The following is a 23,929-nucleotide window of genomic DNA, read 5'->3' as shown; positions in this document are numbered from 1 at the left end:
ATGACAACCACCCGACTGCAACTCAGCGGCATCACCAAACGTTATCCCGGCGTGGTGGCCAACAGCGGCGTGTCGCTCACCGTGCAGCCCGGCTCGGTGCACGCCGTGCTGGGCGAAAACGGTGCCGGCAAATCCACGCTGATGAAGATCATCTACGGCTCGGTCAAGCCCGACGAAGGCACGGTCAGCTTCAACGGCCAGCCGGTGCACATCCGCAACCCGCAGGAGGCGCGCGCGCTGGGCATCAGCATGGTGTTCCAGCACTTCAGCCTGTTCGACACGCTGACCGTGGCCGAGAACGTGTGGTTGGGGCTGGACAAGAGCCTGAGCCTGCCCGAGGTGAGTGCGAGCATCACCGCCAAGGCGGCAGAATACGGGCTGGACATCGACCCCTCGCGCCCGGTGCACACGCTCAGCGTGGGCGAGATGCAGCGGGTGGAGATCATCCGCGCGCTGCTCACGCGCCCGCAATTGCTCATCCTCGACGAACCCACTTCGGTGCTCACGCCGCAGGCGGTGGAAAAACTCTTCGTCGTGTTGCGGCTGCTGGCGGCGCAGGGCTGCAGCATCCTCTACATCAGCCACAAGCTGCACGAGATCCGCGAGCTGTGCGATGCCTGCACGGTGTTGCGCGGCGGCCAGGTCACCGGCGTGTGCGACCCGCGCCAGGAGAGCAACGCCTCGCTCTCGCGCCTGATGATCGGCGCCGAGCCGCCGGCGCTCAAGGTGCGCGAGCTGCACGCCGGCGCACCGGTGCTGGAGGTGAGCGGCCTCACACTGGCCAGCGACGACCCCTTCGGCACCCACCTGGCCGACATCGCGCTCACCGTGCGCGCGGGCGAGGTGGTGGGCATCGCGGGTGTGTCGGGCAACGGCCAGAGCGAACTCTTGTATTGCCTCTCGGGCGAAGACACCCGCGCGCCGGCACACAGCATCCGCATGGGCAGCCACGATGTCTCGCGCCTGAGCCCGGGCAGGCGCCGCGCGCTGGGCCTGCATTTTGTGCCCGAGGAACGCCTGGGGCGCGGTGCCGTGCCCACGCTGTCGCTGGCGCACAACCTGCTGCTCTCGCGCGACGACGCGCTGGGCGCGGGCGGCTGGATCAAGGTGGGGGCGTTGCGCAAGCAGGCGGCGGAGGTGATCGCGCGCTACAACGTGAAGGCCAACGGGCCGGACGCGGCGGCCAAGTCGCTCTCGGGCGGCAACCTGCAGAAGTTCATCGTCGGGCGGGAGATCGAGGCCAAACCCAAGTTGCTCATCGTGAGCCAGCCGACCTGGGGTGTGGACGTGGGGGCCGCGGCGCAGATCCGTGGCGAGATCCTGGCGCTGCGCGACGCGGGTTGCGCGGTGCTGGTGGTGAGTGAAGAGCTCGACGAACTCTTCGAGATCAGCGACCGGCTGCATGTGATTGCCAAGGGGCGGCTCTCGCCCAGCCTGAACCGGGCGGACGCGACGATCGAGCGCATCGGCGAATGGATGTCGGGCCTGTGGGACCCGCTGAGTCACGACAAGAAGGAGACCGCCCATGCTGCGGCTTGAAGTCCGTCCACAGCCGTCCAAAGGCTGGGGCTATGCGTCGCCGCTGCTGGCGCTCGCCATCACGGTGGTCATCGGGGTGATCCTGTTCGCGGTGCTGGGCAAAGACCCGGTGCGTGGCCTGCAGGTGTTTTTCTGGGAGCCGGTCAAGAGCACCTACGCGCTCTCCGAACTCATGGTCAAGGCCACGCCGCTGCTGATCATCGCGCTCGGCCTGGCGGTTTGCTTCCGCTCCAACGTGTGGAACATCGGCGCGGAAGGGCAGTACATCCTGGGCGCGATCTTTGCGGCCGGGGTGGCACTCACCGCCGACAAATCCACCGGGCCATGGATCGTGCCGGCGGTGCTGGCGGCCGGTGTGATCGGCGGCATGGTGTGGGCCGGCATCGTGGCGCTGCTGCGCGACCGCTTCAACGCCAACGAGATCCTGGTGAGCCTGATGCTGGTCTACGTGGCCGTGCAGGTGCTCAACTTCCTCGTCTACGGCCCGTGGAAAGATCCGCAGGGCTACAACTTCCCGCAGACCAAGACCTTCGAGGCGGTGACGCAGATCCCGCGGCTGATGGACGGGTCGCGCGTGAACATCGGCCTGCTGCTCGCGCTCGCGGGTGTGGCGTCGGTGTGGGTGTTCCTGTTCCGCACCTACGCGGGCTACGCACAGCTGGTGGGCGGCCTGGCGCCGGCGGCGGCGCGTTACGCGGGATTCTCGTCGCGCAAGGCGCTGTGGACGGCCTTGCTGGTCTCGGGCGGCGCGGCCGGGCTGGCGGGTGGTCTGGAGGTGGCCGGGCCCATCGGCCAGCTCACGCCGTACGTGCCGGCGGGCTATGGTTTCGCGGCCATCATCGTGGCCTTCGTGGGCCGGCTGCACCCCGTGGGCATCGTGTTCTCGGCCATCCTCATGAGCATGTTCTACATCGGTGGTGAGCTCGCGCAGTCGCGCCTGGGGCTGCCGAAATCGATCACCGGGGTGTTTCAGGGGCTGCTGTTGTTCGCGCTGCTCGCCTGCGACACGCTGATTGCCTACCGCATCGTCTGGAAGAAATAAGCCATGGAATCCATCGCACTGCTGATCGCCGCCTCGCTCAACGCCGGCACCGTGCTGGCCATCGCTTCCCTGGGCCTGTTGATCAACGAGAAGGCCGGCATCGTCAACCTGGGCGCCGAAGGCATGATGCTGTGCGCCGCGCTGGCCGGCTTTGCCACCGTGGTGCACACCGGCAGCACGGCGCTGGGCTTTGCCGCCGGCATGGCCGCTGGCGCCCTGTTGGCGGCCATCTTCGGCGGCCTGGTGATCTGGCTCAACACCAACCAGTACGCCACGGGTCTGGCGCTCAGCCTGTTCGGTGCCGGCTTCTCGGCCTTTGCCGGCTCACGCTACGTGCAGGAAAAACTGCCCGAACAAAGCCAGTTCGCGATTCCCTTCCTGTCCGACATCCCGCTGCTGGGCTCGGCGCTGTTCCGCCACCACCCCATGGTCTATGCCTGCGTGGCACTGGTGTTCGCGCTCATCTGGTTCCTCTACCGCACGCGCTCTGGCCTGGTGTTGCGCAGCGTGGGCGAAAGCCCCGAGTCGGCCCATGCACTGGGCTACCCGGTGCGCCGCATCCGCCTGATGGCGGTGATGGCTGGCGGCGCGCTGTGTGGCCTGGCCGGTGCCTATGTGTCCACCGTGTACACGCCGCTGTGGGTCGAGGGCATGATCGCCGGCAAGGGCTGGATCGCGTTGGCACTCACCACGTTTGCCACCTGGCGGCCTTCGCGCGTGTTGCTGGGGGCGTACCTGTTTGGCGGCGTGACCATGCTGCAGTTCCACCTGCAGGGCATCGGCGTGAATGTGCCTAGTCAGTTCCTGACCATGATGCCGTACCTGGCCACCATCGTGGTGCTGGTGCTGATCTCCCGCAACCCGACCTGGATCCGCATCAACATGCCGACTTCCATCGGGAAACCGTTCTACCCGGGCGCATAATTTGCAACGAATTTTCTTGAAAAGTCCGCCTGTGCAGATACCCTACGGGGTTCGGCTGAACCGGCTGTCCATTCTTGTTTCCGTTTCCGTTCCACCACCCTCCCAACCCTGAGGTTCATCCATGACAGATCTGAGCAAACGTTCCCTGATGAAGGTCGCCGCACTGAGCGCGCTGACCAGCGCCGTGCTGATTGGCTGCGGCAAGAAGGAAGAAGTCGCACCCGCACCGGCGCCAGCCCCCGCCGTGGCCGAAGCGCCCAAGGCAGAGCCGCTGAAGATCGCGTTTGCCTACGTCGGACCGGTGGGTGACGGCGGCTGGACGTTTGCGCATGACAACGGCCGCAAGGCGGTTGAAAAAGAGTTCGGTGACAAGGTCGTCACCAGCTTCGTGGAAAACGTGCCCGAGAGCGCCGACGCCGAGCGCGTGATCCGCGATCTGGCCGGCCAGGGCAACAAGCTGATCTTCGGCACCACCTTCGGCTACATGGAGCCCATGCTCAAGGTGGCGCCCGACTTCAAGGACGTGAAGTTCGAGCACGCCACCGGCTACAAGACCGCCGAGAACCTGCGCACCTACGACAGCCGCACCTACGAAGGCGCGTACATGGCCGGCGTGATCGCGGGCGGCATGACCAAGAGCAACAAGCTCGGCATCGTGGCGTCGATTCCAATCCCTGAAGTGATCCGCAACATCAACAGCTTCACCCTGGGCGCGCAGTCGGTGAACCCCAAGGTCACGACCAACGTGGTCTGGGTCAACGGCTGGTTCGATCCACCGAAGGAAACCGAAGCCGCGACCTCGCTGATCAACGGTGGCGCCGATGTTCTGTTCCAGAACACCGATTCGTCTGCCGTGCTGCAGACTGCCGAGAAGCTGGGCAAGCGCGCCTTCGGCTGGGATTCCGACATGACCGCCTACGGCCCCAAGGCCCACCTGGGTTCGGCCGTCATCAACTGGGCGCCTTACTACATCAAGGCCACCAAGGACGCACTGGAAGGCACCTGGTCCACCGGTGGCGTGTGGTGGGGCGTGAAAGAGGGTGCGATCGACATGGTCTCGGTGGCCGAGGACGTGCCTGCTGAAGTCAAGGCCAAGGTCGACACCATCCGCGCGGGCTTGAAGGACGGCAGCTTCTCCATCTGGAAAGGACCGATCGTGGATCAGGACGGCAAGGAAGTGCTGGCCAAGGACGTGGTCGCCGACGACAAGTTTCTCGGTGGCGTGAAGTTTTACGTCAAGGGCGTCGAAGGCAAGGTTCCGAACTGATCCTGCGCGACGCGCTCCGCGAAGGAAAGCCGCCTCCGGGCGGCTTTCCTGCTTGAATGAGACCCTCATGATCGAACAGCAACTCTGGCATCCGGTGATCGCCTCCAATCAGGTGCGTGAAGCGCCTGTGGCCTGCGGGCTGCTCGGACAGCCGCTGGTGTTGTGGCGCGAGCACACGCACGATGGAGACCGGGTGCACGCCTGGGCCGACCAATGCCCGCACCGCGGCGCGCGGCTCTCGCTGGGTCGCGTGTTGATCGGCGTGCATGGCGCCCGCCTGGAGTGCCCGTACCACGGCTGGCAGTTCGGCCACAGCGGCCAGTGCCAGCTCATCCCGGCAGCGCCCGATTTCACGCCGCCCGCCGGCCACGCGGCCACGGTGTTCGAGGCGTGCGAGCGGTTCGGACTGGTGTGGGTGCGGCTTCAGGCGCCGCTGCCCTCGCGCGGCGCGCTCGATGAACCGCCCGTGTTCGCCGTTGGTGAAGACCCCGCGTGGCGACGCGTCGTCTGCGGCCCCTACGAACTCAACACCAGCGCGCCGCGCCTGGTGGAAAATTTCCTGGATCTCAGCCATTTTGGTTTCGTGCACGAAGGCTGGTTGGGCGAACGCAGCCACGCGCAGGTGGAGATCGGCCGCGTCGAGGAGGGCGATGAGTCGCTGGTGGTGGCTGGCGCACGTGCCTGGCAACCCCGCGCCTACGCCGGGGCCGACGAGGGCGCGTGGATCGACTACCGCTACGACGTTCCACACCCGTTCGCCGCCATCCTGCGCAAGGACGCCAGCGCGGGCGACCCGGTGAGCAACGCGATCGCACTCTTCATCCGCCCGAACAGCGACGCGTCATGCACCGCCTGGTTCGTGATGGCCACCCAGGGCGACACGTCGAGCGACCAGGAACTGGTCGAATTCCAGGACACGGTGTTTGCGCAAGACCGCCCGGTGGTGGAATCGCAGACGCCGCGCACCCTGCCCATCGGCCGCACCCAGCCCATCACCGAAGTGCACGGGCCTGCCGACCGCGTGTCGAGCGCCTACCGCCGCTATCTGAAACGCCTCGAGATATCCCTGGGTACCTGTTGAAAGCATTGATATGACCATGACCGCTGCCCAACTCGCCGCCGCCATCCCCAAGGCCGAGCTGCACATCCACATCGAGGGCTCGCTGGAGCCCGAACTGATCTTCGCGCTCGCGCAGCGCAACGGCCTGAGCCTGCCCTATGCGAGCGTGGAGGCGTTGCGCGAGGCCTACGCCTTCACCAACCTGCAGAGTTTTCTGGACATCTACTACGCGGGTGCCAGCGTGCTGCTGCACGAGGCTGATTTCCACGACATGGCCTGGGCCTACTTCTTGCATGCCAAGGCGGACAACGTGGTGCACGCCGAACTCTTCTTCGACCCGCAGACCCACACCGCGCGCGGCGTGCCCATGGCCACCGTGATCCAGGGCCTGTCCAGCGCCTGCGATCGCGCGCAGGCCGAGCTCGGCATCAGCGCCTCATTGATCCTGTGTTTCCTGCGCCACCTCAGTGAAGAAGAGGCGTTTGCCACGCTCGAAGCCGCGCTGCCCTACCGCGAGCACTTCATCGGCGTGGGCCTGGACTCGAGCGAGGTCGGCCACCCGCCAGCGAAGTTCTCGCGCGTGTTCGCGCGTTGCCGCGAACTCGGGCTGCGCATCGTCGCGCACGCGGGCGAAGAGGGTCCGCCGGCCTACATCTGGGAAGCGCTCAACGATCTGAAGACCGAGCGCATCGACCACGGCGTGCGTTCGCTCGAAGATTCCGCTCTCGTGGCCGAGCTGGCCAGGCGCCGCATGCCGCTCACCGTGTGCCCGTTGTCCAACCTCAAGCTCTGCGTGGTCAACGACCTGAAGGACCACCCGATGAAGCGCCTGCTCGACGCCGGCCTGTGCGCCACCGTCAACAGCGACGATCCGGCCTACTTTGGCGGCTACATGAACGCCAACTTCGTGCAGACGGTGCAGGCCCTCGACCTGTCCCGGGACGACGTGATCACGCTGGCACGCAACAGCTTCGAGGCCAGCTTCGTGAGCGATGTTCGCCGTGCTGAGCTGATGGCCTTGCTGGACAACGCGATAGCCTAAAATCTTCCCCTCGCGAGCCCGGTGCTTCCCCGGCTCGCGTTTTCATTCACGGAAGCCATGTAGAGGACCACCATGTACAAAAACCTCGTGGCCCGGTGCGCCTGCGCACTGGCGGCTGCCAGTTTTTCCATTCCCTTTTCCACCCACGCACAAGCCCCGGCGCCCGCGCCGCTGAAGGCCGCGTTCGTCTATGTCGCGCCACTCACCCCCGCGGGCTGGGTGCGCCAGCACGAGCAGGGGCGCCTGGCGGTGCAGGCCGCGCTGGGCAACCGCGTGGAGACGCGCTTTGTCGAGAACGTGCCTGAAGGGGCGGACGCCGAGCGCGTGATCCGCGACCTGGCGCAGCAGGGCCACCGCATCATCTTCACGCCGAGCTTTGGCTACATGGAGCCCACGCTCAAGGTGGCGCGCGAGTTTCCCGATGTGAAGTTCGAGTCCATCACCGGCTACAAGACCGCGCCCAACGTGGCCACGGCGAACGCGCGCTACTACGAAGGCCGCTACCTGGCCGGTGTGGCCGCCGGGCGCCTGGCCACGCAGGCCGGTTATGTGGCGGGCTTTCCCATCCCTGAGGTGATCCAGGGCATCAATGCCTTCACGCTGGGCATGCGCTCGGTCAACCCCAAGGCCACGGTGCGCGTGGTGTTCCTGGGTGAGTGGTTCAACCCGCCGCGCGAGCGCGACGCGGCCATGACCCTCATGAACCAGGGCGCCGAGGTGCTGGCGTTTCACACCGGCTCCACCGCGGTGATGACCGCCGCGCAAGAGCGCGGCAAGCTGGCCGTGGCCTACCACTCCGACATGCGCCAGTTCGGCCCTGACGCGCAGATCGTGGCCGTGACCCACCTGTGGGGCGACTACTACACGCGCCGCGTGCAGGCCGTGCTCGACGGCACCTGGCAGAGCGGCAGCGTGTGGGGTGGTGTGAAGGACGGCATGATCCGCGTCGACGGTTTCGGCAGCAAGGTGCCGGCTGCCGTGCGCAACGAGGTGCTGGCGCGCCAGGCCGACATGGCGGCTGGCCGGCTGCAGGTGTTCGCCAGCGCCAGCGGTGTGCGTGACAACGAAGGCCGCGTGGCGATTGCCGCCGGCCAATCGCTCACCGACCCCGAGATCCTGGGCATGAAGTGGCTGGCGGAGGGCGTGCTGGCCAAGCTGGATCGATGACCTCCATCTCCCTTTCGGTATGTCGACCGCTCTTCATGGCACTAAGCTCGTCCCCATGAAAGCCTACCGAGCGTCCGTCCTGCGTTTTGCCGATGACCAGTCCCCCGTGTTCGAGGCCGATGGCCTGCTGGTCGTGGGGCCGGACGCAATAGGTCAATCGGTCGTGCGTGCCGTGGGTGACCACGCCGCGTTGATCGGCAACTTTCCCGGCGTGGTGGTGGAAGACCTGCGCGGCAAGATCATCGCGCCGGGTTTTGTGGACATGCACATCCACTACCCGCAGACGGATGTGATCGGTGCGCCGGCAGCGGGTCTGCTGCCCTGGCTGGAGAACTACACCTTTCCGCACGAGTCGCGGTTCAAGGACGCTGATCACGCGGGGGAGATGGCCAGCTTCTTCTTCGATGAACTGGGTCGCCATGGCGTGACCACTGCGCTGACCTTTGCCACCTCGCATCCGGCTTCTGTGAACGCGGCGTTTGAAGAAGCGCAGCGCCGTGGCCTGCGTTTCATCACCGGCAAGGTGCTGCAGGACCGCCACAGCCCCGATGGCGTTCGCGACGACACCGAACAGAGCCTGATCGACACCGAGGAGTTGATCCAGCGCTGGCACGGCGTGGACCGGCTGGGCTATGCCATCACGCCGCGCTTCGCACCCACCAGCACGCCGGCGCAGTTGCGGGGTGCGGGCAGCCTGGCCGCGAAGTACCCCGACGTGTGGATCCAGTCGCACGTGGCGGAAAACGTGGACGAAGTGCGCTGGGCGGCCGAGCTGTTTCCCCAGGCGCGCAGCTACCTGGGCGTGTACGGTGATTTCGGTCTGCTGCGCCAGCGCGCGGTGTATGCGCACTGCATCCACCTCGACGCTGCCGACCGCGCGCTCATGGCGCAGACCGGTGCGGCGGCGGCGGTGAGCCCCACCAGCAACCTGTTTCTGGGCAGCGGCTTTTTCGACTTTGCCGCGGCCGATGCCGCGGGCATGGGTTATGGCCTGGCGAGCGACGTGGGTGGTGGCACCAGTTTTTCGCCCTTCCACACCATGCTCGCCGCCTATTGCGTGGGCCGTGAAGGCCAGAGCAAGCAGGGCCTGAGCCTCACGCCCGGCCAGCTCTGGTGGCAGCACACGGCGGGTGCTGCGCGTGCGCTGGGGCTGGACGGCGTGGTGGGCAATCTGCAACCCGGCAACGAGGCCGACTTCGTGGTGCTCGACCCCAAAGCCACGCCATTGCTCGCGCGCAAGACCACGCAGGCCAGCAGCCTGGACGAACTGCTGTTCGCGCTCATCGTGTTGGGTGACGACAGGGTGATTGAGCGGACCGTGATCGCCGGCCAGTAAGCCAAACAGCAGCCCCTCACCCCAGCCCTCTCCCCAGAGGGGCGAGGGAGCAAAACCCGCACCACGCCAAGGAGCTCTCCATGCCAGAGGCATCAAGGGTCCGGCTCCGCCGGCCCAAGATGCCGTTCCCCCTCCAAGCGCCGAAGGCGCGCAAGAGAGGGGGGAAGCCGCGTGAGCGGCGCAGGGGGGTGTTCCTGGCTCCCTTGGCGCAGGGGGGTGTTCAGGTATACGTAAGCGCTCGCGCTTTCCCCCAGAACACCCGGTACATGTAGACCGTGTAGACGATGATCATCGGCAACGTGATCGCCACGCCCACAAAGATCACGGTGAGCGAACCGGTGGAGATGGCCGCTTCCCAGACCGTCATGCGGCCGATGACGATGTCGGGGAAGATGCTGTAGGCCAGACCGAAGAAGGCCAGCACGAAGATCAGCACGGTGGACGCGAACACCACCCAGCCGTGGCCCGCCTTCACCACATCCGGATGTGTCACCACCCAGCGCACCGCGAAGAAGGCGATCGCGCAGCTCAGTGGAATCGGCATCAGGGCAAACACCTCGGGCACGCTGAACCACTTGGCCACCACGCCAGCGTTCACCAGTGGCGTGGCCAAGGAAATCGCCACCAGCGCAACGCCCATGGGCCACAAAACGCGCCTTGCCCAGCCCACCGCGTGTTCCTGCAGCTCGCCTTCGGTCTTCATGATCAGCCAGCCCGCGCCGAGCAGGATGTAGGCCGCGGGCAGGGTGATGGCAATGCCCAGGCTGAACGTCAGGCCCAGCCAGCCACTGTCGAAACCCGTGATGTAGCTGCCCAGCATCCAGCCCTGCGAGGTGCTCGCCAGCAGCGAGCCGATGAAGAAGGCGCGATTCCAGAACGGCAGGTAGCGCGTCGGTGCCTTGACGCGAAAGTCGAACGCCACGCCGCGCAGGATCAGGCCGATCAGCATCACCGCCACCGGCAGGTACAGCGCCTGCAGCACCAGACCGTGCGCAAATGGAAACGCCACGAGCAGCACCCCCACGCCCAGCACCAGCCAGGTCTCGTTGGCGTCCCAGAACGGCCCGATGCTCGAGATCATGGTGTCCTTTTGTTCCTTGCTGGTCGCCAGCGGCAACAGCAGGCCCACGCCGAGGTCGTAGCCGTCAAGGACCACATAGGCCAGCAGGGCCAGGCCCATCACGGCGAGAAAGATGAGAGGGAGCACTTCGGCCCAGGTCGTGTTCATGGTGTGTTCTCGCTCGTTCAGACGCCGGCCTTGCCGAGCTCGGCGCCGCGGGGGGCTTCGGGGGCATGCTTGAACGGGTGTTCGGCCATGTACTTCAGCACCCCCACGTAGGTGACGAGCAGCAGGCCATACACGATCAGGTAGGCGGTCAGGGTGGTCGCGATCATGGGGGAGGGCAGGCTGGTGGCCACCTCGGCTGTGCGCAGATGGCCATACACGATGAAGGGCTGGCGACCGATCTCGGTGACGTACCAACCCGAGAGCGTGGCCAGCCACCCCGAGAAGGTCATGGCGGCCAGCACGTAGAGCGCGGCTCGCGGCAACGCCACCTCGTCCGGTGCGGTTTCGCGGCGCCTGCGCCACAGCAGCCAGGCCGATGCCCAGGCCACCATCAGCATCAGCGTGCCCACGCCGACCATCACGCGGAAGGCCCAGAAGATCGGTGCCACCGGCGGATGCGCGCCGGGGAATTCATTGAGGCCCTTGAGTTCGGCGTCCATGTCGTGCGCGAGGATCAGGCTGGCCATCTTCGGGATCTTCACGGCGTAGTGCGTGACGCCCGCCGCCTCGTCCGGAATGCCGAACAGCGTCAGTGGCGCGCTCTTCTCGGTGTGCCAGATGCCTTCCAGTGCGGCGATCTTGGCGGGTTGATGTTCCAGTGTGTTCAGACCGTGCAGGTCGCCCGCGACGAATTGCAGCGGGATCGCGACCGCAGCCGCCATCACGGCCGTGCGCAAGGCCTTGTGCGTGCCTCCGGTGGCGCTGCCCTTGATGAGCTGCCAGGCGCACAGGCCCGCAATGAGAAACGAAGCGGTGAGCGTGGAAGCGAGCAACTTGTGCGCGAGGCGGTAAGGGAAGGAGGGGTTGAAGACCACGGCCAGCCAGTCGACCGGGATGAACCTGCCATCGACGATTTCGAAGCCCGCGGGCGTCTGCATCCACGAGTTCAAGCTCAGGATCCAGAACGCCGAGAGGGTGGTGCCGAACGCGACCAGGAACGTGGCGATCAGGTGCACGCGCGCGCTCACCCGGCCCCGCCCGAAGAGCATGATGCCGAGGAAGCTCGCCTCGAGAAAGAACGCGGTGATCACCTCGTAGCCGAGCAAGGGCCCGGAGATGTCCCCGGTCTTTTCCATGAAGCCCGGCCAGTTCGTGCCGAACTGGAAACTCATGACCAGGCCCGAGACCACGCCGAGCGCGAACGACAGCGCGAACACCTTGGTCCAGAAGTAGTACGCCTCTTCCCACGCCGGGTCCTGCGTGCGGATATGCTGTATCCGGAAGTACAGCAGGAACCAGCCCAGCGCGATCGTGATCGTCGGGAACAGGATGTGAAAGCTGATGTTGGCGGCGAACTGCAATCGCGACAGGATCAAGGCGTCCATGGAGATGTCCGGTTCGGGTGGATCGGAAGGCTCAGGTGGTCAGGCCGCGTGGTCGAGCGGATCTTTTGGAGCCGCCTTGCGCGTGGGCGACTTGCCCGTCAGGCGATCCTTGAACTCAAGCACCCTGGTGACCGTGGTGCCCATGCCCATGAGCTGCATCGCGGTCTCGGGCGCGAGCTTCTGCACGTCGTCGAACCAGGTCATGAGGCGGTCGATCAGGTCGTGCATCTCGCGCATGCGGGCCTGGGCGTGGCGCTCGGCGTCGCTGCCGGGTTGCTCCAGCAGGGCGGTGCGCAGCATCGACAACGTGGGCTCCACTTCGCGGCGGCGGCGCTCTTCGGCCAGCACACGGAAGATCTCCCACACGTCGGCCGGGGCTTCGAAGTATTCGCGCCGGTCGCCCGGCTGGTGGCGCAGGCGCACCAGGCGCCAGGCCTGCAGTTCTTTCAAGCCCATGCTCACGTTGGACCGCGAGAACTCCAGCGTCTCGGCGATGTCGTCGGCGTTGAGCGCCTGCGGCGAGATGAAGAGCAGGGCGTAGATCTGGCCCACGGTGCGGTTGATGCCCCACTTGCTGCCCATTTCCCCGAAGTGGGCAACGAATTCGCGGTTGAGGGGCGGGAGGTGATCTTGCAAGGGCATGGGCGTCACTGTAGCGTTGTCGGCCTGAGTTTTCAGTAATTACTGAAATTCCGGGAAGTTCGCGGGGTTACTGCGTAGGACCTGTCTGGCGGGGGGCAGGGCCTGAATCCCTACAATCGCGCTCCATGAGCATCAAAAGCGACAAATGGATCCGCCGCATGGCCGAAGAACACGGCCTGATTTCACCCTTCGAGCCCGGCCAGGTGCGGGCGGTGGATGGCAAGAAGGTGATCAGCTACGGCACCAGCAGCTACGGTTACGACATCCGCTGCGCACCCGAATTCAAGGTGTTCACCAACATCCACAGCACGGTGGTCGACCCGAAGAATTTCGACGAGAACAGCTTCGTCGACATCAACAAGGATGTCTGCGTCATCCCGCCCAACAGCTTCGCGCTGGCGCGCACCATGGAGTACTTCCGCATCCCGCGCAATGTGCTCACCATCTGCCTGGGCAAGAGCACCTACGCGCGCTGCGGCATCATCGTCAACGTCACGCCCTTCGAGCCCGAGTGGGAAGGCTACGTGACGCTGGAGTTCAGCAACACCACGCCACTGCCGGCCAAGATCTACGCGGGCGAAGGCTGCGCCCAGGTGTTGTTCTTCGAGAGCGACAAGGACGATGTCTGCGAGGTCAGCTACAAGGACCGTGGCGGCAAGTACCAAGGGCAGACCGGGGTGACGTTGCCCAAGGCTTAGGCAAGAGCTCCCCCCGCCGCGCTTCGCGCGACCCCCTCAGGGGGCAACACCAGCGGCCCGGCAGAGCCGGTTCCGCGGTGTTCTGGACTGTCGTTCCACCGCCGGTGGCTTGACTTGTATCAAGGCCTTGTGGGGCTTTGGCCGATAGCATCGGTCGCCATGTCCAGCAATCCTGTCTTCCTCGCTTCCCCCGAGCCCATCCCCGCCAGTCAGCCCCTGCCGCACCGCAAGGTGATCCGCAGCTGGCTCACGCCCATCGTCGAACGCCGCACCGCGCGCGCCATCGTCTTGCTGGCGCTGGACTGGTTGATCTTTGCCGCACTGATGGTGGCCACCGTGGTGCTGTCGGCGTGGTGGGCCAAGCTGCTGTGTGGCCTGGCGGCGGGCTTCATGATCGGGCGGCTGTTCATCATCGGTCACGACGCCTGCCACCAGAGCTACACGCCGCACCGCGGGCTCAACCGGGTGCTCGGCCGCATCGCCATGCTGCCCTCGCTCACGCCCTACAGCCTGTGGGAGGTGGGGCACAACGTGGTGCACCACGGCTACACCAACCTCAAGGGCGTGGATTTCGTCTGGGCGCCGCTGACCCGCGCCGAGTTCGAGACCCTGAGCCCTGGTCGGCGCGCCCTGGAGTGCCTCTACCGCAGCGGCTGGGGCCCGGCGGCCTACTACCTGGTGGAGATGTGGTGGAAGCGCATGTTCTTTCCGCGCAAGACCTACCTCGGCACGCGTCGCCCCGAGTTCGTGTGGGATGGCCTGATCGTGGTGGCCACCGCCGCCGTGTGGATCGGCGCACTGGTGGCCTCCGCCCTGGCGACCGAGCAGTCGGTCGCTTTGCTCGTGGGCCTGGGTTTCGGCGTGCCCTTCCTGTTCTGGAACGCCATGATCGGTTTCGTGGTCTATGTGCACCACACCCACACCGCCGTGCAGTGGCACGACGACAAGGCCGCCTGGGCGCGCGCCGCGCCATTCGTGTCGACCACGGTGCACCTCACCTTTCCCTGGCGCATCGGCGCATTGCTGCACCACATCATGGAGCACACCGCGCACCATGTGGACATGAGCATTCCGCTCTACAAACTGGAAGGCGCGCAGCAACTGCTGGAAGACACCTTGCCCGGGCGCATCACGGTGCAGCGTTTCTCGTGGCGCTGGTACTTCGACACCGCGCGCCGCTGCAAGCTCTACGACTTCGATCGCCGCTGCTGGACCGACTTCCAGGGTCACCCGACCAGCGCCTGCCAGACGGCCACCGCCTGAGGTGTGGCGGCCGGATAATGGGCCGCGCAGCGACTCCCGCTGCCCAGGAGGCGCAGCATGAAATGGGAAAACAACCGCGAGTCCGATCAGGTCGAGGACCGGCGCTCGCAACCGGGCGGTGGCTTCGGGGGTGGCCGGGGTATCGGCGGGCGCGGCATCGGCGTGGGCACCATCGCCGTGGCTCTGGTGGCCGGCTGGATCTTCGGCATCAATCCCCTGACCATCCTGGGGGCGCTCAGTGGCGGTGACATGTCGCCGTCCGCCCAGGTGGAGACCACCCAGGGCCCGACCCAGGCACCCACCGACGACATGGGCCGCTTCGTGGCTTCTGTGCTGGGCGGCACCGAAGACGTGTGGGGCCCCATGTTCCAGCAGGCCGGATCGACCTACCAGAAACCGCGCCTGGTGCTGTTTCGCGGCGCCACGCCCACGGCCTGCGGCACCGGCCAGTCGGCCATGGGCCCGTTCTATTGCCCGGGCGACCAGAAGGTCTACATCGACCTCAGCTTCTACGACACGCTGCGCACCCAGCTCGGTGCCCCGGGCGACTTCGCGCAGGCCTACGTGATCGCGCACGAAGTGGGTCACCATGTGCAGAACCTGCTGGGCATCACCGGCAAGATGGACGAGATGCGCGGCAAGGTGGGCCAGCGCGAGTTCAACGCCATGTCGGTGCGGGTGGAGTTGCAGGCCGACTGCTTTGCCGGCATCTGGGCACACCACAACCAGAAGACCGGCGCCATCCTGGAGCCCGGTGACGTGGAAGAGGCCATGAACGCGGCCGCCGCCATCGGCGACGATGCCCTGCAGCGCAAAAGCCAGGGGCAAATCGTGCCCGACAGCTTCACCCACGGAACGAGCGAGCAGCGCCAGCGCTGGTTCAACAGCGGATTGAAGACCGGAAGCGTACAAGCCTGCGACACCTTCAAAGCGGCTGCGCTCTGAGCGTCTCCGCGCGGGAGCGGCGCTTTTGGACGAAAAGTCGTCAAAGTGCGACAATGACGGGCTAACTTTGACGCCCATGACCCAATCTTTTTCCGAACTGTCTCTCTCTCCCGCCATCGAGCGTGCCGTGGCCGAAATGGGCTACGAGACCATGACGCCGATCCAGGCCCAGGCGATTCCCGTGGTGCTGCAAGGCCGTGACGTGATGGGCGCCGCCCAGACCGGCACCGGCAAGACAGCAGCCTTCACGCTGCCCCTGCTGCAGCGCATGATGAAGCACGAGAACGCCTCCACCTCGCCCGCCCGCCACCCCGTTCGCGCCCTGGTGCTGCTGCCCACGCGCGAACTGGCCGACCAGGTGGCCGAGCAGGTCAAGCTGTATGCCAAGTACACCCAGTTGCGCAGCATGGTGGTGTTCGGCGGCATGGACATGAAGCCGCAGACGGCCGAACTGAAAAAGGGCGTGGAGGTGCTGGTGGCCACACCGGGCCGCCTGCTGGACCACATCGAAGCCAAGAACTGCGTGCTCAACCAGGTTGAATACGTGGTGCTCGACGAAGCCGACCGCATGCTCGACATCGGTTTCCTGCCCGACCTCCAGCGCATCCTCTCCTACCTGCCCAAGCAGCGCACCACGCTGCTGTTTTCGGCCACTTTCTCCACCGAGATCAAGCGCCTGGCCGGCAGCTACCTGCAGGACCCGGTGACGATCGAAGTGGCGCGTTCCAATGCCACCGCTTCCACCGTGGAGCAGCACTTCTACAGCGTCGACGACGACGACAAGCGCAGCGTGCTCAAGAAGATCCTGGCCGAGCGCGGCCTCAAGCAGGCCTTCGTGTTCGTCAACAGCAAGCTGGGCTGCGCGCGTCTGGCGCGCTCGCTGGAACGCGAGGGCCTGAACACCACCGCCCTGCATGGCGACAAGAGCCAGGACGAGCGCTTGAAAGCCCTGGAAGCCTTCAAGAGTGGCGCGGTGGATCTGCTGGTCTGCACCGACGTGGCCGCGCGTGGTCTGGATATCAAGGATGTGCCGGCGGTGTTCAACTTCGACATCCCGTTCAACGCCGAAGACTATGTGCACCGCATCGGCCGCACGGGCCGTGCCGGTGCTTCAGGCCTGGCGGTGTCGTTCGTGAGCGCGCGCGACGCGCGCCTGATGGGCGACCTGGAAAAACTGCTCGGCAAGAAGCTCGAACTCGAGGCCCTCGAACTCGAAGCGGACAAACGTCCTGCGGGCCGCTTCAACGACGGCCAGCGCGCCTGGCAGACCCCCGAGGGTGAAGAGCGCCGCGAACCCCGCGAGAGTCGCCCGCCGCGCGAGCGCGAATACCGCGGCGAATCGCGTGGCGAGGCCCGCACGGCCCCGGTCAACCGCCCCGTGCGCGCACCCCGTGCCCCGGCCGACCCCTTGTTCGACAAACCCTACGAACCCAGCGCCAGTGGTGACACACCACCTTCGTGGGAAGCCGCATCGCGTCCCACGGCGCGCACCGTGTCGCCCAACATCAAGTCCCGCAAGAAAGTGCCGGCGCTGTTCAAGAGCGCACCCGCACCGGTGGTGGCCGAGCCGGTTCCGGCGCCGGTGCAGGAAGACTGAGCGCTGCGCCTTCAGCGGCGTGCGCTCAAAGCCCTTTGCCGGGCTTCCTGGCTTGTTCGCAGCGCACGGCGATGCGCTCCACCTGGCCGGGCGCACTCAAGATGCGCGCCGCCGTCAGGCAACCACCCCACACACAACCCGTGTCCAGCGGCAGAACGCCTTCGCGTTTCACCTCACCCAAGGTCGACCAGTGGCCGAACGCCACCGGCACGCCGGCCGTGCGTCGGCCCGGGACGTCGAACCACGGCATGAAACCCGGTGGCGCATCATCAGCGCCCTCGGTGCTGGCGAACTCCATGACACCCTGCGCCGTGCAGAAGCGCAGTCGCGTGAACGCATTGACCACGACCCGCAGGCGATCGGCACCCTTGAGCGAATCGCTCCACAAGGCTGGCTCGTTGCCGTACATCTGTTGGAGGAAAGCGGCCCAGTCGGGGCTGCGCAGCGTGCTTTGCAGTTCCCGCGCGCGCGCCATCGTGTCGGCCACGTCCCACTGGGGCAACACGCCGGCGTGCACCATGAGCCAACCGTGTTCAAACAGCGCCATCGGGCGTTGTCGCAGCCAGTCGAGCAGGGCATCGCGGTCAGGTGCGCTGAGGATGTCGTCCACCGTGTCGCCGCGGCGTGGCTTGCGCACGCCGTGCGCGGCGGCCAGCAGGTGGAGGTCGTGGTTGCCCAGCAGACTGTGCGCGGACCCGTCGAGTGCGATCAGACGTCGCAGCACCTTGAGCGAAGCCGGTCCGCGGTTGACCAGATCGCCCAGCAGGTACAGCGTGTCGCGGCTTGGTGAGAAGTCCAGCTCGTCGAGCAGGCGGCCCAGCGGCTCGTCACACCCCTGCACATCCCCAATCATGTAAAGTGCCATCGGCCGATTATGGACATCCTCCTCATTGTTTTCCTCACGCTGCTCAACGGTGCGTTCGCCATGTCCGAGCTGGCACTGGCATCCAGCCGCAAGGCCCGGCTGGCGGCCATGGCCGAGGCCGGTGACAAGGGCTCCATCACGGCGCTGAAGCTGCTGGAAAACCCCACGCAGTTCCTCTCCTCGGTGCAGGTCGGCATCACCTCCATCGGCATGCTCAACGGCATCGTCGGAGAGGCCGCGTTCAGCGACGATCTCGGCGTGTGGATGCAGTTGCAAGGCCTCACCGAGGCCACGGCCAACGTGCTGTCCACGGCCATCGTGGTGGTCGTCATCACCTTCATCACCATCGTCTTCGGTGAACTTGTGCCCAAGCGCATCGGCCAGCTGTATCCCGAAGCCGTCTCGCGTTGGGTCTCGCGCCCCATGGCCTTCGTGGCCAAAGCCGCCAAGCCCTTCGTGTGGCTGCTCACGCACACCACGCAGGGCATGCTGAAGCTGCTGCGCATCGACACCAACGCGGTGCAGCACGTGACCGAGGAAGAGATCAATGCCAGCCTGGAAGAGGGCGTGGACGCCGGCATCATCGAGGAGCACGAGCACCAGATGGTGCGCAACGTGTTCCTGCTCGATGACCGCCAGCTCACCTCCATCATGGTGCCGCGCTCCGAGATCGAGTCGCTGGACGCGCAGGACACCATCGACGAGGCGGTCCAGCGTGCCTGGACCACCGGCCACTCGTGGTACCCGGTGTGCCGTGGCGGGCTCGACGACGTGGTGGGCGTCATTCACCTGCCGCGCATGCTCGCGCTGCAGGCCGAGGGCAACAACGAGACGCTGATGCGCCATGTGCAACCGGCGGTGTTCGTGCCCGAAACGCTCACCGGCATGGAGCTGCTCGAGCAGTTCCGCGAACGCGCCACGCGCATGGTCTTCGTGGTGGACGAATACGGCGTGGTGCAGGGCCTGCTCACGCCGCTGGACATGCTGGAGGCCATCACCGGTGAACTCTCGCCACACGCCGCGGTGGACGCCTGGGCCACGCAGCGCGAAGACGGCGCCTGGTTGATCGACGGCGCCATGCCGGTGGCCGAACTCAAGTCGCGCCTGGACATCGACGAACTGCCCGACGAGGACAAGGGCCGCTACAACACGGTGGCGGGCCTCATGCAGACGGTGGCGGGCGACCTGCTCGATCAGGCCGACAGCGTGGAGTGCGCGGGCTGGCGTTTCGAGGTGCTGGTGCTCGATGGCCGGCGCATCGATCAGGTGCTGATTTCGCGCTTGCCGGAAGCCGAAACCGCGGTGGCAACCGACGGCTGACACTGGGCTGTGGAACCGTCCCAGGCAATCCAGGTCTGGATTAATCTTTTCTTAATTGAAACGCCAGCAGGTTTTAATTTACCTTAGTCGACGTCGTTCCTACAGTCGGGTTGTGTTTGACAACCCAGACCTCAGGAGACCACGTGACCGACAACACCAGCAGCGTCATCACCGACGCGAAAAAGCGCTACAGCGCTGGCGTGCTCAAGTACCGCCAGATGGGCTACTGGCAGCCTGACTACGACATCAAGGACACCGACACGTTGTGCCTGTTCCGCATCACCCCGCAGGACGGCGTGGATCCGGTGGAAGCGGCGGCCGCGGTGGCGGGCGAGTCCAGCACCGCGACCTGGACGGTGGTGTGGACGGATCGGCTCACAGCCTGCGACAGCTACCGCGCCAAGGCCTACAAGGTCGAGCCGGTGCCGGGGCGCCCAGGCGAGTACTTTGCCTGGGTGGCTTACGACCTGATCCTGTTCGAAGAAGGCTCCATTGCCAACATGACGGCCAGCCTGATCGGTAACGTGTTCAGCTTCAAGCCGTTGAAGGCAGCGCGTCTGGAAGACATCCGCGTGCCGGTGGCCTACGTCAAGACCTTCAAGGGCCCACCCACCGGATTGGTGGTCGAGCGCGAGCGCCTGGACAAGTTCGGTCGCCCGCTGTTGGGTGCCACCACCAAACCCAAGCTCGGCCTGTCTGGCCGCAACTACGGTCGCGTGGTGTACGAAGGCCTGAAGGGCGGGCTGGATTTCATGAAGGACGACGAGAACATCAACTCGCAGCCCTTCATGCACTGGCGCGACCGGTTTCTGTACGTGATGGATGCGGTGAACAAGGCGAGTGCGGCCACCGGCGAGGTCAAGGGCAGCTACCTGAACATCACGGCCGGCACGATGGAGGAGATGTACCGCCGTGCGGATTTTGCGAAGGAACTGGGGTCGGTGATCGTGATGGTCGACCTGGTGATCGGCTGGACCGCGATCCAGTCGATGGCCGAATGGTGCCGTGCCAACGACATGCTGATGCACATGCACCGTGCGGGCCACGGCACCTACACCCGGCAGAAGAACCACGGCGTGAGTTTCCGCGTGATCGCCAAGTGGTTGCGCCTGGCTGGCTGCGACCACCTGCACACCGGCACCGCCGTGGGCAAGCTCGAAGGCGACCCCATGACGGTGCAGGGCTACTACAACGTGTGCCGCGACAGCTACACGAAGCAGGACCTGCAGCGCGGCCTGTTCTTCGACCAGGACTGGGCCGACCTGAAAAAGGTGATGCCGGTGGCCTCCGGCGGCATCCACGCCGGCCAGATGCACCAGCTGATCGACCTGTTCGGCGACGACGTGGTGCTGCAGTTCGGTGGCGGCACGATCGGCCACCCGCAAGGCATTCAGGCTGGCGCCGTGGCCAACCGAGTGGCGCTGGAGTGCATGGTCAAGGCGCGAAACGAAGGCAAGAACATCCTGGAGGAAGGCCCGAGCATCCTGAGGAAGGCCGCCGAAGGCTGCAGCCCGCTGAAGGCCGCGCTCGACACCTGGGGCGAGATCAGCTTCAACTACACCAGCACCGACACGTCGGACTACGCCGTAACCCCAGCCGTCGCCTAGGAGCAATCACCATGATGACCAACCCCACCGGCCGCCTCACGCAGGGCCAGTTCAGTTTTCTCCCCGACCTGACCGACGCCGAGATCGCGCTGCAGATCGAGTACGGCCTGAAAAAGGGCTACGCCTGGAGCGTCGAATACACCGACGACCCGCACCCGCGCAACACCTATTGGGAGATGTTTGGCAATCCGATGTTCGACCTGAAGGACGCCGCCGGCGTGATGGTGGAACTGCACGCCTGCCGCAAGACCTTCCCCAACCACTACATCCGCATGATGGCCTTCGACTCCACGCGCAACACCGAGTCGATCGTGATGAGCTTCATCGTCAACCGGCCCGCCACGGAGCCGGGCTTTGCCCTGTCGCGCCAAGAGGTCGGGGGCCGTTCGATGCGCTACACGGTGCACAGCTACGCCACCGATACGCCCGAAGCAGAGCGCTATGGCCAGTCGGCGGCCGGGCCATGAACGCGCCGACTTACAACATCCCGGGGGCGGCGTCGGCCGCAGTCGCGTCGGCGTCGCCTGGGGTCGCCGAGAGCGGCGCACGCACCGTCAACGAGGTGCTGGCACAGAGCCAGGTCGAGTCGGTGATGGACGAGCTGGACCGCGACCTCATCGGTCTCGTGCCGGTGAAGTCACGCATCCGTGACATCGCCGCACTGCTGGTGGTCGACAAGTTGCGGCTGAACCTGGGCCTGCAGGCACAGACACCGTCGCTGCACATGAGCTTCACCGGCAACCCTGGCACTGGCAAGACCACGGTGGCCATGCGCATGGCGGAAATCCTGCACCGCCTGGGATATGTGCGAAAGGGGCACGTGGTCAGCGTCACGCGTGACGACCTCGTGGGCCAGTACATCGGCCACACGGCGCCCAAGACCAGGGAGGTGCTGAAGAAGGCCATGGGCGGCGTGCTCTTCATCGACGAGGCCTACTACCTGTACCGCCCCGAGAACGAACGCGACTACGGGCAGGAGGCGATCGAGATCCTGCTGCAGGTGATGGAGAACCAGCGCGACGATCTGGTGGTCATCCTCGCGGGCTACAAGGACCGCATGGACACCTTCTTCAAGTCCAACCCGGGCCTGTCGTCGCGCATTGCGCACCACCTCGACTTCCCGGACTACGGCCAAGGCGAGTTGCTGGACATCGCGGACCGCATGCTCGGCACGATGAACTACCGCTTTGGTGAAGGTGCGCGCGAGGCGTTCGAGCGCTACCTGCAGCGCCGCATCCCGCTGCCGCACTTCGCCAACGCGCGCAGCGTGCGCAACGCGCTCGACCGGGCCCGGCTGCGCCAGGCCAGCCGGCTGTTCGTCGATCGGGACCGCGAACTCACGCGCGACGATCTCACCACCCTCATGCCCGCCGACATCCTGGCCAGCCGGCTGTTCGCCGCTGAGTCCTGACGCGGTGGGGTGGACCTTTGTCACGCGCGGAGGGGCGCTTGCGTGAGAACTAGTTCATGGATCCGACTGAAAAGCTCATTCTGTAACGCCTTTGGAGTATGTCTGCCGAGGCCCTGATTGAAGACCATCTGCCCCACCAAACGACTGGCAGGTGAGGGCATACCGCCCGAGGCACCGCCGGATCGTTGCAGATCGACGATTCAACAGGACCTCCACCATGACCTCCCTTTTTCGACTTTGCGTGTCCGTGCCCCTGCTCGGGGTGTCCGCCTGGTTGAGCGCTTGTGCCAGCGACTCGGCGTCGCCCCTGCGCTCCACGCTGTTTTCCGTGGCCGCCCTGGAAAGTCTGGGCCTGCCCGCCACGCTCATGCCGGCAGCGAACACCCGTGTCGATCTGTCCCACCTGAGCGCATCCGATGCCGCGGCAGGCGACGTGTACGGATCTGCCGTGGCGCTTTCCCGGGACGGCAACACGCTGGCGGTGGGGGCCGATTTGAAAGCGGCGGGCCGCCCGGGCGACGGTCTGCCGGCAGCCGGCGCGGTGTACGTCTACAGCCGCACGCCGCAGGGCTGGCGCGAGCAGGCGCGCCTGCGGGCCACCGTGCCCACCACCGGCAGCGGCTTTGGCCACAGCCTGTCCTTGTCCGACGATGGCAGTCGGCTCGCGGTCGGTGCGCCCTTCGAGTCGCACGACGGCGCGGGCGCCGACGCCGCCCTGGCGGGTGATCAAGGCACCGTGTACGTGTTTGGTCGCGGTGACGGTGGCTGGGCGTTGCAGTCGCGCCTGCTGGCATCGAAGGCGGGCAGCTTCGACTGGTTCGGCGTGAGCGTCTCGCTCTCGGGTCGGGGCGACACGGTGGCCGTGAGCGCCCACCGTCACGACGGTGGCGAGCCGCATGCCCGGCAAGCCGACAGCGGCGCCGTGTACGTGTTCCAGCACGGTGCCGCGGGCTGGACAGAACAGGCGGTCCTGGAAGCCTCCAACGCCCAGGCCGGTGGCCGCTTGGGCACGAGCGTGGCGCTCTCCTTTGATGGCCTCACCCTGGCCGCCGGTGCACTCGCCTCGGGGCAGGGCGCCGTGCATGTGTTTCGCCAGGAGGCGGCGGGCTGGCGCGAGCAGGCCATCGTGACGTCGGCCGAAGCGACCCGGCAGAACCCGCTGGGCTCCCAGGTGGTGCTCTCTGCCGACGGCGCCACCCTCGCAGTGGGCGCGACCGCGCCGGACGGCACCGAGGCACGGCAGCGCTCGGCCGGCAGCGCCTATGTGTTTGTGCAACAGGGCGGCCAATGGACGCAACAGGCCCGTGTGCGCGCGTCGAACGCCGACGTGGGCGATGCGTTTGGCGAGCGTCTGGCGCTCTCGGCCGACGGCCGTGTGCTGGCCGTCTCGGCGGCGTACGAAGCCAGCGCTGCAGCGGGGCTCAACGGGGACCAGTCCGACAACAGCGCGCCGTCGGCCGGTGCCGTGTACCTGTATGCCCGCGAAGGCCGGCGTTGGAGCCAGACGGACTATGTGAAATCCCACCGCACCCGGGCGGGCGACCTGTTCGGTTCGGCGCTGGCGCTGTCGGGCGATGGCCGGCAACTGGCG

The 23,929-nt window shown here is 66.2% G+C and carries 20 protein-coding genes and 1 pseudogene; 17 read left to right on the top strand and 4 right to left on the bottom strand.

The window, feature by feature from the left end:
- From V6M63_RS21215 to guaD, 8 genes are all read left to right on the top strand, one after another.
- On the top strand, nucleotides 1-1,539 hold the full coding sequence (locus V6M63_RS21215) for an ABC transporter ATP-binding protein (RefSeq protein ID WP_332745156.1): 1,539 nt from the start codon (nucleotides 1-3) through the stop codon (nucleotides 1,537-1,539).
- Complete coding sequence (locus V6M63_RS21210; RefSeq protein WP_332745154.1) at nucleotides 1,526-2,581, top strand: ABC transporter permease; 1,056 nt, start codon at nucleotides 1,526-1,528, stop codon at nucleotides 2,579-2,581. Before V6M63_RS21215 ends, V6M63_RS21210 begins: the two co-directional genes overlap by 14 nt.
- A 3-nt stretch (nucleotides 2,582-2,584) precedes the next feature.
- The gene (locus tag V6M63_RS21205) at nucleotides 2,585-3,505 is read left to right on the top strand and encodes an ABC transporter permease (protein ID WP_332745152.1); all 921 of its coding nucleotides are present in this window, start codon (nucleotides 2,585-2,587) and stop codon (nucleotides 3,503-3,505) included.
- A gap of 121 nt (nucleotides 3,506-3,626) precedes the next feature.
- Nucleotides 3,627-4,772: a BMP family ABC transporter substrate-binding protein gene (locus V6M63_RS21200; protein ID WP_332745149.1), complete on the top strand. Its 1,146-nt coding sequence runs from the start codon at nucleotides 3,627-3,629 to the stop codon at nucleotides 4,770-4,772.
- A 67-nt stretch (nucleotides 4,773-4,839) separates the two neighbouring features.
- Nucleotides 4,840-5,853: an aromatic ring-hydroxylating dioxygenase subunit alpha gene (locus tag V6M63_RS21195; protein ID WP_332745147.1), complete on the top strand. Its 1,014-nt coding sequence runs from the start codon at nucleotides 4,840-4,842 to the stop codon at nucleotides 5,851-5,853.
- Between the two features lie 16 nt (nucleotides 5,854-5,869).
- Nucleotides 5,870-6,874, top strand: a complete 1,005-nt coding sequence (locus V6M63_RS21190; protein WP_332745145.1) for an adenosine deaminase — start codon at nucleotides 5,870-5,872, stop codon at nucleotides 6,872-6,874.
- A gap of 72 nt (nucleotides 6,875-6,946) precedes the next feature.
- Nucleotides 6,947-8,041, top strand: a complete 1,095-nt coding sequence (locus tag V6M63_RS21185; protein WP_332745144.1) for a BMP family ABC transporter substrate-binding protein — start codon at nucleotides 6,947-6,949, stop codon at nucleotides 8,039-8,041.
- A gap of 55 nt (nucleotides 8,042-8,096) precedes the next feature.
- Nucleotides 8,097-9,377 (top strand): guanine deaminase, encoded by a 1,281-nt coding sequence (gene guaD, locus V6M63_RS21180; protein ID WP_332745142.1) that lies wholly within the window; start codon nucleotides 8,097-8,099, stop codon nucleotides 9,375-9,377.
- Between the two features lie 220 nt (nucleotides 9,378-9,597).
- On the opposite strand, the gene V6M63_RS21175 is transcribed toward guaD, so the two are convergent.
- From V6M63_RS21175 to V6M63_RS21165, 3 genes are read right to left on the bottom strand one after another with little or no spacing between them, the layout of a single operon-like run.
- Nucleotides 9,598-10,605: a cytochrome d ubiquinol oxidase subunit II gene (locus V6M63_RS21175; protein WP_332745140.1), complete on the bottom strand. Its 1,008-nt coding sequence runs from the start codon at nucleotides 10,603-10,605 to the stop codon at nucleotides 9,598-9,600.
- A 17-nt stretch (nucleotides 10,606-10,622) separates the two neighbouring features.
- Nucleotides 10,623-11,990, bottom strand: coding sequence for a cytochrome ubiquinol oxidase subunit I (locus V6M63_RS21170; RefSeq protein WP_332745139.1), 1,368 nt, complete (start codon nucleotides 11,988-11,990; stop codon nucleotides 10,623-10,625).
- Nucleotides 11,991-12,029: 39 nt separating this feature from the next.
- On the bottom strand, nucleotides 12,030-12,632 hold the full coding sequence (locus tag V6M63_RS21165; protein ID WP_332745137.1) for a GbsR/MarR family transcriptional regulator: 603 nt from the start codon (nucleotides 12,630-12,632) through the stop codon (nucleotides 12,030-12,032).
- 125 nt (nucleotides 12,633-12,757) lie between these two features.
- Here V6M63_RS21165 and dcd point away from each other — a divergent pair, with 125 nt between their 5' ends.
- The 4 genes from dcd (at nucleotide 12,758) to V6M63_RS21145 (ending at nucleotide 17,135) form a co-directional block, all read left to right on the top strand.
- Nucleotides 12,758-13,330 (top strand): dCTP deaminase, encoded by a 573-nt coding sequence (dcd, locus tag V6M63_RS21160; RefSeq protein WP_056272648.1) that lies wholly within the window; start codon nucleotides 12,758-12,760, stop codon nucleotides 13,328-13,330.
- Between the two features lie 159 nt (nucleotides 13,331-13,489).
- Nucleotides 13,490-14,593 carry a fatty acid desaturase gene (locus V6M63_RS21155; RefSeq protein WP_332745134.1) on the top strand — a complete coding sequence of 368 codons (1,104 nt, stop codon included), beginning with the start codon at nucleotides 13,490-13,492 and terminating at the stop codon, nucleotides 14,591-14,593.
- A gap of 57 nt (nucleotides 14,594-14,650) precedes the next feature.
- A complete protein-coding gene (gene ypfJ / locus V6M63_RS21150) occupies nucleotides 14,651-15,538 on the top strand; it encodes a KPN_02809 family neutral zinc metallopeptidase (protein ID WP_332745132.1) in 888 nt (295 codons plus the stop codon).
- 76 nt (nucleotides 15,539-15,614) lie between these two features.
- Nucleotides 15,615-17,135, top strand: coding sequence for a DEAD/DEAH box helicase (locus V6M63_RS21145; protein WP_332745130.1), 1,521 nt, complete (start codon nucleotides 15,615-15,617; stop codon nucleotides 17,133-17,135).
- Between the two features lie 25 nt (nucleotides 17,136-17,160).
- On the opposite strand, the gene V6M63_RS21140 is transcribed toward V6M63_RS21145, so the two are convergent.
- Nucleotides 17,161-18,000, bottom strand: coding sequence for a symmetrical bis(5'-nucleosyl)-tetraphosphatase (locus V6M63_RS21140; protein WP_332745129.1), 840 nt, complete (start codon nucleotides 17,998-18,000; stop codon nucleotides 17,161-17,163).
- Between the two features lie 9 nt (nucleotides 18,001-18,009).
- Here V6M63_RS21140 and V6M63_RS21135 point away from each other — a divergent pair, with 9 nt between their 5' ends.
- The 5 genes and pseudogenes from V6M63_RS21135 to V6M63_RS21115 all read left to right on the top strand — a co-directional run.
- On the top strand, nucleotides 18,010-19,320 hold the full coding sequence (locus V6M63_RS21135) for a hemolysin family protein (protein ID WP_332745128.1): 1,311 nt from the start codon (nucleotides 18,010-18,012) through the stop codon (nucleotides 19,318-19,320).
- Nucleotides 19,321-19,463: 143 nt separating this feature from the next.
- Nucleotides 19,464-20,927 (top strand): form I ribulose bisphosphate carboxylase large subunit, encoded by a 1,464-nt coding sequence (locus V6M63_RS21130; protein ID WP_056272636.1) that lies wholly within the window; start codon nucleotides 19,464-19,466, stop codon nucleotides 20,925-20,927.
- Nucleotides 20,928-20,938: 11 nt separating this feature from the next.
- Complete coding sequence (locus tag V6M63_RS21125; RefSeq protein WP_332745124.1) at nucleotides 20,939-21,394, top strand: ribulose bisphosphate carboxylase small subunit; 456 nt, start codon at nucleotides 20,939-20,941, stop codon at nucleotides 21,392-21,394.
- Nucleotides 21,391-22,338 (top strand): CbbX protein, encoded by a 948-nt coding sequence (cbbX, locus tag V6M63_RS21120; RefSeq protein WP_332745122.1) that lies wholly within the window; start codon nucleotides 21,391-21,393, stop codon nucleotides 22,336-22,338. Before V6M63_RS21125 ends, cbbX begins: the two co-directional genes overlap by 4 nt.
- 217 nt (nucleotides 22,339-22,555) lie before the next feature.
- Nucleotides 22,556-23,929: pseudogene (locus V6M63_RS21115) on the top strand (hypothetical protein); the annotation flags it as partial.

The sequence above is a fragment of the Hydrogenophaga sp. genome, from assembly GCF_036675665.1.
GTDB lineage: Bacteria > Pseudomonadota > Gammaproteobacteria > Burkholderiales > Burkholderiaceae_C > Hydrogenophaga.
This window is presented reverse-complemented; position numbering and strand designations above follow the sequence as displayed.